At 48.1% G+C, this 13,348-nt stretch carries 3 protein-coding genes (1 of these 3 only partly in view); all 3 read left to right on the plus strand.

The features are described 5' to 3' along the window. Tightly spaced (at most 32 nt apart), the 3 genes in view from J8Z24_RS02470 to J8Z24_RS02480 form a layout consistent with a single transcriptional unit that may run on beyond the window. A protein-coding gene (locus J8Z24_RS02470) for a non-ribosomal peptide synthetase (RefSeq protein ID WP_252095194.1) crosses the window boundary here: on the plus strand, positions 1-236 show its final stretch. The gene continues 9,592 nt to the left of window position 1, outside the view; the window shows 236 of its 9,828 coding nt (coding positions 9,593-9,828); its start codon lies off the left edge, out of view; it ends in the stop codon at positions 234-236. Beyond that, positions 236-12,292, plus strand: coding sequence for a non-ribosomal peptide synthetase (locus J8Z24_RS02475; protein WP_252095617.1), 12,057 nt, complete (start codon positions 236-238; stop codon positions 12,290-12,292). Before J8Z24_RS02470 ends, J8Z24_RS02475 begins: the two co-directional genes overlap by 1 nt. A gap of 32 nt (positions 12,293-12,324) precedes the next feature. After that, positions 12,325-13,293 (plus strand): TauD/TfdA family dioxygenase, encoded by a 969-nt coding sequence (locus tag J8Z24_RS02480; protein WP_252095195.1) that lies wholly within the window; start codon positions 12,325-12,327, stop codon positions 13,291-13,293. Positions 13,294-13,348 lie beyond the last annotated feature (55 nt).

A 13,348-nucleotide genomic window follows, 5' to 3' on the forward strand; every position in this document is an offset into this window, starting at 1 on the left:
CTCAAGTGCTCAATACTCAAGTCCGAGATATTAACAGTAACTTCTTTGAATTAGGGGGGCACTCTTTATCAGCAAGCCAAGCGGTTGCCTTAATTGAACAAGCGCTTGAGGTGCCCATTACCTTAAAAGTATTGTTCGAGCGGCCAAGTGTTCGTGCACTTGCAACTTGGTGTGAGATCCATCGTGCAGCCAGAGCAGCAGACGAAAACGGTCAGTCTGAGGAGATGTTTTTGTGATGAATGAACAGCAAAGACAGATAGAGGCATTGATCGCAGAAGCATTAGCAGCTGGCGTGACCTTGTATGAAAAAAACGGTGGCTTAGCATTTAAGCAAACCGCTGGGTTTCCTCCCCAGTTAAAACAGCAAGTAGTTGAATATAAATCAGAGATCATAGCTTACTTTCAGCAGCAAAGCCGTGATATGGCGAAATCTTCACCGCACATTATCACGCAGCCAAATGCGGGGAAGGACTTACCGCTAAGCTTTGCACAAGAGGGGCTTTGGTTTATAGAGCAGTTGCAAGGCAGCAAGCAGTATTATATGCCCGCCGAGTTTTTGTTACGCGGCGAGCTTAATATTCCCGCAATGCGCAGCGCTGTGCAAGATGTGGTGCAGCGCCACGAAATACTGCGCGCTAGGTTTGTAAAAAATGAACAAGATGGCCAACCCCAGCTGCAAATAACGGATGATATTAGTGCGCCGTTCGAGTGGCTTGATGCCAGTGTAGCTGCTGAGGAAACAAGGCAAGCCTACATTGCTTCGCGCATCGCAGCACATCAAAACAAGCCTTTTGACTTGGCTCATGATTGTTTGCTTCGCGTGCTGGTGGTGAGTGATGGCGATGAACATCACCTTGCATTTAATATGCACCATATCGTCTCTGATGGGGCGTCAATGGCGTTACTTGCACAAGAAATCGAAGCTGGCTATTGCAAACACATAGGCACATCTTATACGCCGCTTGCAACTATGCAGGTGCAATATAGTGATTTTAGCCAGTGGCAGCGAGCACAGCTAACGCCAGATCGCATCGAGGCACCATTGGCGCAACTAAAACAGCAATTTAGCGAATTAGCGCCGTTGCAGTCATTGCCTTGCGATTTTGTCCGTCCTGCGGTGCAGTCGTTAACAGGGAAAGTATATCGCCAAGCGCTTGATACGTCGTTATTTGCGGCGATTTCGACACAGGCGAAGTCGCTCCAACTGACCCCCTTTATGTGGCTGCTCAATACCTTTATGTTGTTTATCGCAAGGCTTACGCAATCGCAGCAGGTAGTTGTAGGCACGCCAGAGCTTGGTCGCCATCACCCCGAATTAACACCGTTAATTGGCTTGTTCGTTAATACCTTAGTGATGCAAGCAAAGCTTGAAAGTGATATGCCATTTAGCCAATGGTTGCAGCAACAAAAAGACCTCAACTTAGCGGCGTTTGAATACCGCGATATTCCTTTTGATAAAGTGGTTGAAGCCGTTGGCGCTCCACGAGATTTAAGCCACCACCCGCTAGTACAAATATTATTTACACTGGAAACCCGTGATGAGCGCGCTTTTACGCTTCCTGGGTTATCAGTTCAAGAAGTGCAAAAAAAGCAGGCGGACAGCATCCCTGTAAAATGCGACATAGAACTCAATGCCATAGTTGATAAGCAGGCCCTTTATTTACATTGGAAGTTTGATAGCCATCTTTACACAGAAGAGACCATCAAACATTGGGCGGATTGCTTTCATACGCTACTTCAAGCGTGTGTTACAGCGCCTCATACCGCCGTTGGTGAACTTGCGTTACTGAACCAAAAACAGCAACAAGCTTTAATAACGGGCGCGCAATGCCATGGGGCAACTTGGCCTAAGCAAGACACTATCACCAGCTTATTCACGCGCTATGCCGAGCGCTTTGCCACACGCACAGCTGTGCAAGATAGCACGACTGTGCTGAGTTATCGTGAGCTCAATACTCGAGTCGATGCGCTGGCGATAATGCTGTTACAACAAGGGGTCACGCCACGAACCATGTTGGTGGTGAGTGTATCACGTAGCATTGAGATGATAGTGACCTTGCTGGCAGTGCTTAGAGTGGGTGCCGCCTACGTGCCAGTAGATCCCGACTACCCGCAAGAACGCATTGAATATATTTTGGAAGACGTGCAAAGCCCATGGCTGCTTTGTGATAACGCCACGCAGGCACAGTTTAGTCAGCTTTCATACCAGCTAATTAATGTGTCACAGGCAGAGCATCAGGTCAGCCGCGAAGCCCTCAAGCAGCTTGATGTTATTCAGATTGAGCCGCAAGATTTGGCTTATATGATCTATACCTCTGGCACCACAGGGCGACCAAAAGGCGTACAAATTGAGCACCGTCATGTGGTGCGGTTACTCCATGTTGAGCCCAACTTATTCGATTTTAATGAGCAAGACATTTGGACCTTATTTCATTCCTTCTGCTTTGATTTCTCTGTGTGGGAAATGTATGGCGCGTTACTCTTTGGTGGTCGCCTTGTGGTTGTGGATAAAGTGACTGCGCAAGACACCCAAGCTTTTGCTCAGCTATTGGTTGATGCCCAGGTTACGGTCTTAAATCAAACACCAAGTGCGTTTTACGCGCTACAAGCCACGCTACTCAACGACAGTCACTTGGCGAGTGAATGTGTAGTGCGGTACGTAATTTTTGGTGGTGAAGCGCTACAGCCGAGTAAGCTACAACCTTGGGCACAGCAGTTATCAAATTGCCAGTTAATCAATATGTATGGCATTACCGAAACCACGGTACATGTTACGTTTAAAGCGCTGGAGCCTGCGGATCTGACGCTTGGCACCAGTAATATAGGTCATGCTATTCCGACCACCAGCTGCTATGTACTTGATGACAAGCAAAGGCTCTTGCCGCAAGGTGCCGTGGGCGAGTTGTACGTAGGTGGCGAGGGGGTTTGTCGGGGGTATTGGCAACGTGACGAGTTAAACGCGACACGCTTTATTCAAAACCCATTTAGTGCAGCACCCGATCAGCGGCTATATCGTTCGGGCGATCTCGTGCGCTTAATGGTTAGTGGTGAGCTGAGCTACGTTGGCCGAATTGACGACCAAGTAAAAGTTCGGGGTTATCGTATTGAATTAGGCGAAATTGAAAACCAGTTGCGCCACCATCCCGAAGTGGCTGAGGTCACTGTGCTGTTAAATCGGCAAGACCCAGAAAATGTCTGGATTTGCGCCTTTGTGGTGTTACACAAACAGGTCGAGTTCGATGACATCACGTTAGTTATGCAGCAGTTTTTAAAACAAAATTTACCCGACCATATGTTGCCTGCCAAAGTGCAAGCGGTGGCAGCTATGCCACTGACCAGCAATGGCAAAGTCGATAAAAAAGCACTACTGCAGCAACTTGATACAAGCTTTAACGAAAACACTTATGAAGCACCGATTGGCGAGCTTGAAACCCAACTTGCAAGCTATTTTTCTGAGATCTTGCAGTGCGAATCAGTTGGTCGCTATGACGACTTTTTTAGACTCGGCGGGCACTCACTACTTGCTGCAAAACTGGCAAATCATATTCGCAAAACGCTGCAAATTGAGTTACCGCTGCAAACGATTTTTACGCACCCTACGGTGCAAGGTTTAGCGACAGCACTTGAAAAGCAAGACACGCAGCTAAGTACAATTGTTGTGGTAGATAAAACCAATGGTGTGGTGCTGTCCTTTGCTCAGCAGCGTTTGTGGACATTAGATCAAATGCAGCAGGGCAGCCAGCAATATCAAATTCAAGCGTTATTGGCGTTTTCAGGAAAGCTTGATCTGAGCGCATTCGAGCAAAGTTGGCAAAAGGTGCTGTCACGGCATCAGGTATTGCACTCGACTATTACCAACACCAACGGTCAGCCTAAACAGTATCTTGTGGCTTTGCCTGAGCAGTTTGTTACGCTTATTGACGTCTCCACGCAATCACCGCTGTGGCAAAACTTGCTTTGGCAGCGCGCAGTACGAGACGACCAAGCGCAGGGTTTTGACTTTAGTAAAGATCTAATGATCCGTGTAACACTAGTTCGCTTTTCATCAGGCTACCATCGTCTTATTGTCAACATGCACCACATTGCTAGTGATGCTGGCTCCATTGAAGTATTAATGCGAGAGCTTACGCAATTTTATGCCCATTACGCCCAAGGCTGTGAACTTGCCCGTAACTTGATTGCGCCACCTGAGGTGCAATACGCGGATTATGCTCATTGGCATCGAGCACAGTGCCAAGGCGCGCAGCAAAGTGCAGACATGAAATTTTGGTCAGCGCACCTTGATGGTGCGCCACCACTGCATCAATTACCGCTCGATACGCCGCGTGTGCAGGCCATGAACAATAGCGCGCAAGCATTTGATCAGCAGCTAAGCGCAGAGACATGGCAACAGCTACAACAGCATTGCCAGCGCTTGGCAATAACCCCATTTATTTGGTTGCATAGCGCGTATGCGGTGATGCTCGCCAAGTTTAGCAAAGTGGATGATATTGTGATTGGTGCGCCATTTTCAGGGCGGCATCACCCACAAGTGGAGCAGTTGATTGGCTTTTTTGTTAATGCCTTACCGATTCGCGTGAAGCTCGATTGGCAGCAGAGTTTCAGCCAACTACTCGATATACAAAAAGAGCAGATTGAACAAGTACATCAACATCAATCTTTGCCCTTTGAGCAGCTCATTGATCATCTTGGTGTTAGCCGAGAGCTGAGTCACCAGAGTGTTTTCCAGTTGAGTTTTGCATTTAATCCCGAGCCACAGCACACACCAGAGTTTGTGGGGCTCAGCACGGAAGTTTTAACGTCAGAAAACGCGCGTGCCAAGTTTGATCTAGAGCTCAGTGCCACATTAAGTGGGCAAGGGTTGCGATTGCACTGGCTATACAACAGTGGGCTATTTGAAAAAGAAATGGTGGCTAGCATTGCAGAGTGTTTTAACCTTGTAATTGCGCAGTTACTCGCGCAACCTGATTGCGCTCTTGCGGGTATAAAACTTTGCAAGGAGCAGCCGCTAGCGGATTATGCGATTTCAGGCAAGTCAGCGCCGGAACACTTAGAGCAGTCAGTGCTTGAGCAAATTGAGCGAAATATGGCAGAGCCTGCACAAGCTGAGCGGCTCGCAGTAATTGACACAAACTCAAAGCAAACCTTGAGTTATGGTGAGCTTAATGAAAGAACCAAGGCATTGGCGGCGCTGTTATTAAGCGAAGGGCTGCAATCAGAGCAGCCTGTACTTGTTGCGATGACGGGTAGCGCAGATCTCATTGTGGCGATGTTGGCTGTGTTAAAAGCGGGTGGATGTTATGTACCTGTGGACCCTCATTACCCTCAAGCGCGAGTGAATTACATTGCCAAAGACAGCGGTGCCGCGCTGGTTTTAACAAAGTGTGAGTTTGCCGCTCGCTTTGAGTCAGCAGAGTTAGATGATAACCACATTGACGCTGACTACCGCTCCCCACATGTCATTTGTGTTGATGACGCCGACGTGCGAGCGCGTCTTGCTGCAATATCAATACCTCAGCAGTTTCCAGAAGTTAACGTGGAGCAGTTGGCTTATGTGATTTATACCTCTGGCACGACAGGTAACCCCAAAGGCGTAATGATAGCTCACCAAGGATTGGCGAATTTATGTGCTTGGCACCAGCGAGCCTTTGCGGTGGATACTCATAGTGTTGCAAGTCAAACCGCCAACCCCGCCTTTGACGCGGCAACGTGGGAGGTTTGGCCTTATTTATGTGCCGGAGCGAGTCTAGTGTGTGTAACAAAAGCGGTGCTACAGTCACCGGCCGAATTAACTACCTGCTTCAACACACATCAAGTCACACATAGTTTTATTGCAACGCCAATTGCCCAAGCGCTGCTCACCGAGCCTTTGTTTAACCCGCAAAGCTTGCGCTATTTATTGGTTGGTGGCGATAAGCTCGGTGCGCTACAAGCAAAAGAATACGAATTTACCCTAGTCAATAACTATGGACCTACCGAAGCCTCTGTAGTCGCGACCTCAGGCGTGGTTGAGTTTGACGAACAGGTGCCAGATATCGGCTTACCTGTCGACAATAGCCAGCTATTTATTTTAGATCCACAATTGCGCGCTGTGCCTCAGGGGATGATTGGGGAGTTATATATTACCGGAGCGGGACTTGCTAGAGGGTATTTACATCAACCACAGCTTAGCGCTGAGCGTTTTATTGAGCTACAAGTCTCTCCATCGCAAACGGTACGAGCCTATAAAACGGGAGATTTAGTACGCCAGCTTAGCAACGGCCGTATCGCCTATATGGGTCGTAATGATGGACAAGTAAAGCTGCGAGGTTATCGTATTGAACTGGCCGAAATTGAACAGCAAATTGGGCTGCTATCGGGCGTACAAGAATGTGCGGTTCAGATAACCACAAGTGCGTCAGGGCAGCCACAGTTGCAGGCATTTGTGGTGGCAAATATTGAGCCTAAGGAGCTTCAAACCCAGCTAAAGGAAAGGCTACCAAGTTATATGGTGCCAGAGCACTTTGTTATGCTCGAAAAGCTCCCTTTGACGCCGCATGGCAAGGTTGACCATCGTGCCTTGGCAACACTTGGTAAAACGCAACAGACTATCACAGTAACCGAGCAGAGCGCGTTGGTTCCACAGGCTAACAGCGTCGTTGCTCAGTTATTGGCGATTTATCGGCAGGTATTAAATACGCCGTCCATGACAGCTGAGGACGACTATTTTGCGTTGGGCGGCGACTCTATTTTGAGTATTCAAATCGCAAGTAAAGCCAAAGTACTCAAGTTACCAGTGAGTGCGACTGATGTGTTTACCTACCCCAGTGTTTCGGCGCTTGCTGCAAGACTTGCCCAGCAAGATATTCTGGTGCCGACGGACAGAGAAAGACTGCCATTGGTTGGTCAGCTCGATAAATTACCAATTCAGTATTGGTTTTTTGCTCAGCAATTTGCCAAACCCAGTCATTGGGATCAAAGCGTGTTGGTGAGTGTGGATAAATCCGTCACACCTGCGCAGCTTATGGAGGTTGTAAAATATCTGCTTACCCAGCACGACGCGCTACGCTTGGTGGTTGCGGATGAAAACACCCTATTTGTACGTGATAGCATTGATATTCAAAAGGTATTTACGGCGCATACACTTGAGCGTGAGGTATGGCAAGCTGAGCTGAGCGAGTTCAGTGAACAAGTGCAGCAAGGTTTTGCGTTTACTAGCACGCCACTGTTTAAAGCGGTGCTATTTGTTACACCTAACAGTGAGGCCAATAATCGCTTGCTGTTTAGTGCACATCACTTGCTAGTGGATGGCGTCTCTTGGCGGGTGTTACTTGAAGATGTGAGCCAGTTACTACAGCAGCAAATAAACAATGTGCCGGTTGAGCTTCCAGCCGCAAGCGCAAATTTGGCTGAACTTGCCGTTTTTTATCGTGAACTTGCATCTAATGAGCGCGACTTGCGCAAATGGCAGAAGGTGGCTGCGCTGGCTGAAAGTTCACACTTATTGAGCCTAAAAGATACAAGCGCGACTCCAACGATAGCTAAAGCTCGCCACACGTTATCAGCATCGCACACCCGTGCATTATTGGGATCTGCCAACACCAGTTATGGTACGACGGCGCAAGCACTGCTGCTCAGTGCACTTGCCTGGTGTGCGCAAAAGCGTGGTGCAGGCAGTGAAGTGATCATGCTAGAAGGGCATGGTCGCGAGTTGCTGACCGAGGCACTGGATAGCAGCCGAACCATTGGCTGGTTAACGGCGCTCTATCCAATGCCGTTATTTAGTAATGGCAGCCGCTTGCATGATGTCATTTGTAGTATCAAGGCAGAGCTTGAAAGGAGCGCTAAAGTTGCCAGTAGTTATGGTGCTGCGCGGTATTTACACCCAGAGCCAAACGTTCGCTCATCGCTTGAGATTGATACCCGAGACTTACTGTTTTTTAACTATTTAGGCCAGCTAGATACAGTTATTGAGCAGCAAGGCTTGTTGGGAGATGCTAATGAGTCGACAGGCACTTTGGTTGCAGAGTCAAATCTCAGTTACTTTGGAGCGCAGCTAACCGCGGCGGTCGTGGATGGTCAATTGGCGTTAACGCTGGAGTTTGACAGCCAGCGCTTAGCATCTGAAGCAGCAGAGCAATTAAGTAAAGAGATACTCGAAAGTCTAATTCAGGTCATCGAGCATTGCCAATCCCAGCCTCAACGTCATTACACAGTCAGTGACTTTGCACTTCTCAGCGGCATTTCTGAACGGCAGTTACAGCGCATATTTGGGCAGGTTGAAGGGGAAGTTGAGGATATTTACCCCCTAACGGGTTTACAGCAAGGCATGTGGTTCCACAGTCAAACGGCACGTGAGGCGCACACTCAAAGCACGCAGCCTTATATCGAGCAAGCCAGCTTATTGCTACAAGGTTGTGTGGATATCGAGGCGTTGAGTTACGCTTGGCAGCAATTAATTAAACAGCACAGCATATTACGCTCGGCCTTTATAGATGTTGCTGGCGAGCCGCTGCAAGTGGTTTATAAACATGCCGAACTACCGCTGAATCTGGTGCAGAGTGTCGCTATTGCAGATGCGCAATCGCATGTGGTGAAATCACAGGCCGAAGTGGAGCTTGCCGAGCCGCTTAAGCTCTCGCAAGCGCCTTGTATGCGGCTGTGCTTAATCGCTTTTGATGATGGCAATGTTGGAGTGGTGTGGACGTATCATCATCTTATTATGGATGGCTGGTCATTACCGATATTATTTGCTGAATTAGTGGCATTTTATCAAGCTCGTTGCCAAGGTGAGTTACGCCCCATTGTAGTAGATAATTTCCGCGATTATATCGAATATTTGCATACACATGTTGAGTGTGATGAAGCGTTTTGGCGGGAGTATTTGGGTGGAGTTACCACGCCCACATTACTCAGCGAAAAGGTACTTCACACTGAAAATAAAGCGGCTGGTGTTAAAGAACTCAGTGTGACGTTACCGCAACCGCTGCAAGATGCCGTGACTCGCTTTACAAGCGAGCAAGGACTTACCGTCAATCAGTTTATCCAAGGGCTCTGGGCGTATTGGGTGGCAAGTTGCTGCAACGAACCGTATGCCTTATTTGGTCAAACTATAGCGGGCAGACCTACAGCGCTTAGTAGAATGGCGCAGCGCGTTGGCTTGTATATCAATACACAAGCGGTTCATGTCGCGATAGATCAAAATGCACGTGTGAAAGATTACCTGCAAGCGGTGAAGTCGCAGCTTACGGCATTGGCGCAGCACCCGCATACACCACTGACACAAGTTCATCAATGGTCGGGTATTGAGAACAAAAGTCTATTATTTGATTGCTTGTATGTTTTTGAAAATTATCCGCAAGATCCGTTGCAAAATAGTGAAGCGCTGCCATTCACGGCAATCACTTTGAGTGAAGTTGACGAAACACACTATCCATTGACTTTCGTGGTCGGCGTAGGGGTGGGTTTATCGCTCACGCTGAGCTATCAGCAGCAGTGTTTTGATGAGGTGTTTATCGAGCAAAGTCTCGCAGCGATGCAGCAGCTGATGTTAGCGGCGACACAACAGCCCGAACAAACACTTGGGAAATTGTCTTGGCAGCCTCAACACGCGCCGTACAGCAAGGCATTGCCACTGCCCACTTTTGCACTGACGCAAGCGGCGCCATATCAAACGCCAAGTTTACCTATTCAGCAATTATTTGCTCAAGTTGCTGCTGAATTTCCTGAGCATATTGCTATTCGTGAATATAGTAGCGTCTCTGAGGAAGCTCGCTGTTATCCCTATTCACAGCTAGATAAAGACGCCAATCAGCTCGCCCATTACCTTGCATCACGATTAGAGCTAAGTACAGCCCCCGTTATTATTGGCCTGTGTCTAGAGGCGAATTACCAGCTTATTGTGGCTATGCTTGCGGTGCTCAAATTGGGCGCGGCTTATCTACCAATTGCACCAACACTACCTGAGTCTCGACGCCGTTTGCTGTTGCAAAGTGCCAATGCAGCCATGCTGGTTACTAAAATAGAATATTGGCAGGGTAGTTCGGAGCAAGTAGTGCCTCAAGTCGATGTAGATAGTATTAAGGATGCTTTGGCTGCGCAGCCCAGTCGCTGCTGTACTGCGCCATGCCAGATTGACGACCTCTGTTACGTAATTTATACCTCGGGCACCACGGGCATGCCAAAAGGGGTGATGGTGGAGCATGCCAGTGTCGTTAATTATGTGCAGACTTTAGCTACGCAATATGCGATTACGCCAAGCGACAATTACCTGCAATTTGCTAGCATGAGCTTTGATGTGTTTGCCGAAGAAGTCTTTTGTACTTTACTTCGTGGTGCAACCTTGGTGATGGCACCGACGGACGACATGTTAGATCCCAATAAACTGGCGCAATTAAGCCAAGATGCTGAGTTAACACTGATGAGTTTGCCAACGGCGTATTGGCATCAACTTGCAGCAACTTCAGTCACCTTGCCAGATTCGCTGCGGATCATCACCATAGGTGGCGAGCAAATGCAGATTGCCGCGCTTACCGATTGGCAGCAGCGCTACGGCGACCGTATTCGAATAATTAATGCCTATGGCCCAACCGAAGCAACCATTTCGGCAACGCTTAATGATGTCACGCACTTCAGCGGTGCACGCGTGCCAATCGGTCAGCCTATCGCGGGTTTGTCTTTATATTTACTCGATGAACAGCTTCGAGCGGTGGCCACCGGTGTGGAAGGGGACTTATACATTGCGGGTATTGGCCTTGCCAGAGGCTATCTCAACGACGAGGAAAAGACGCAGCAAGCCTTTATTATTGAGCCAAATAGCGGCCAGCGACTTTATAAAACTGGCGATCGCGCTTGCTGTTTAGCCTCAAATGAATTGTTGTATTTAGGCCGTGGTGATGACCAAGTCAAAGTGCGCGGCTACCGTATTGAGCTGGGAGAAATTGAGCGACAACTTCAGCTGCTAAACAGGGTTGCTAATTGCGCTGTGGTGGTGCGCGAAGATGGCAGTAACAACGCGCAACTGGTGGCATTTGTACAGCCTGCACAGCAGACTGAAGTTAGCGCGGCTTCACTACGGGGGCAACTTGGAGCGGCTTTACCTGCTTACATGATCCCTGAGTTGTTCCAATCAGTTAGCCATCTGCCGCTGACAACCAACGGCAAAGTCGATCGCAAACAGCTCACTGCGCTGGCCGGTTCATACACTCTATCGCAATCCCAGCACCAAGAGGCTAAGCAGGAAAGGCTCACCCCACTACAAACGCAATTAGCGCAGCAGTTTGCTCATCGCTTGCAGGTGGATGGAGTGTGCCTTGACGATAACTTCTTTAATTTAGGTGGTCATTCGCTATTAGCGCTGCGTGTAGTGGGTGATATTAACCAGCACCTACAACTCAATTTGCCGCTGTCGGCACTGTTTGAACATCCAACCGTGCGTGGCCTCAGTCAGCATATACAAGTATTAAGAGAGGGTCTTGGCGAATGCGATGGCAAACCTCAATCGCTTGAAACCTTAGTGTGTTTGCAAGAGGGCGAGCTCGGTTTTACACCTGTGGTGCTGATTGCGGGAGCGGGAGGTTGGCTAATGGCATTTCATGCGTTAGTGAATGGGCTTGATAGCCGTATCCCCGTTTATGGCTTGCAACCAGAGGCGCTTGCCGAGGAGCCTGAGACGCTAACCTCCATAGAACGCACCGCCGAGTATTATTTGAGTGTATTAGCTGGCGCAGAACTTGGTGAACAAGTGCATTTGGTCGGACATTCTTTTGGCAGCTTTATTGCCTATCAACTTGCCACTTTACTTGAGCAACAAGGTCGAAGTACTTGCTCGTTAACTGTGATTGATACGCCTGTCCCAAGCAATCCAGCGCTTAACTTGGATGAAACGCAAGTTGCACAAATGATGCTGGATAATCTGGTGGCATTTTTCCGCCTTAGTGTCTCTGATGCTGAAATCAGTGCTTATCAACAAGGTGATGCAACAGCACGCATTGCTTCTCTCAATCGCTGGATAAAACAAGCTGGATTTAATTTTAGTGATACGCATCTACGTCACTTTCAACAAGTTTTTAGTGCCCAACTGCGAGCAAATGTTGAGATGCGGTCTATGCTTAGCGACATCCCAATCTGTGTTGTGAAAACGCAGCAAACGCAAGAATTTGAAGGCCGTCCTGTGAATAAAGACATGGGGTGGCAACCATTTAGTCACTCTCTCTCTTGTTATGAAGTCAAAGGAGAACATTTGTCCTGCTTGCAAGCCGAGCAAGTGGGGCAGTTGGTTAACATAATTGAGCGCAACTATGTGTTGCACTAGCAAAAGTACTTACTTTTAAGGATGGGAAAACAATGGATCACGCACTTTCTTTGGAATTGGATCCGACAACGATTGCAGCAGACCCGCGGATACATGACTTATCTGAGGTTAAACAAAGCGGCATGGCATGGGTGAAAAGTCACGTTCAAGAGGTAAATAATTGGGTTGAGCGAGATGGTTTTGCACTACTGCGTGGCTTAAATATTGTGAGCACAAATCAGTTTAGCACTATACTTGAGACCTTATTTGGTGAGCGTTTAAGCCAGTATATTTATCGTTCTTCTCCTCGTACCGCGTTGAACAACAATATTTATACCACGACTGAGTACCATGCTGATCAAGTGATCCTTCAACATAACGAGAATGCCTATTCCAATGTGTGGCCGATGCGAATGGGGTTCTTTTGTGTGATCCCAGCAACCACGGGAGGATGCACCCCCCTTGCTGATAGTCGTGAAGTCTACCGCCATATTCCAGCTGAGCTAAGAGATAAGTTTGAGCGCCTAGGCGTGCAATATGTGCGTAACTACGGTGATATTGACCTACCTTGGCAAGAAGTTTTCCAGACTGAGAGTAAGACAGAGGTTGAGCACTATTGCCAACAAAATGAAATCGAGTTTACTTGGCTTGATGATAAAAGGCTACAAACTAAGCAATGGCGTCCAGCCGTTATGCGCCATCCAAAAAGTGGTGAAAAGGTATGGTTCAATCAAGCTCACTTGTTTCATTGCTCAAGCCTAGACAATCAACTCAGTGCGCAAATGCGTGACAGTATCGGCAGCGAATTTTTACCACGCAATGCTTTTTTTGGTGATGGCAGTGAGATTAGCGACCAAGACATTGCCATGATTAACCAAGTTTATCGCGACCTGACTTTTGCCTACCCATGGCAAAAAAACGATATTTTGCTATTGGACAATATGCTGTTTACCCATGGCAGAGAGGCCTATACAGGTACTCGAAAAGTGCTAGTTGGCATGGCGAAAATAGCCTCGGCTTAACTGGTTAATATTAATCTTTTCCAGTGGAAGCTGGGCAATAACACTTGTTAGTGGT

The organism is Pseudoalteromonas sp. SCSIO 43201, from assembly GCF_023716725.1.
GTDB lineage: Bacteria > Pseudomonadota > Gammaproteobacteria > Enterobacterales > Alteromonadaceae > Pseudoalteromonas > Pseudoalteromonas peptidolytica.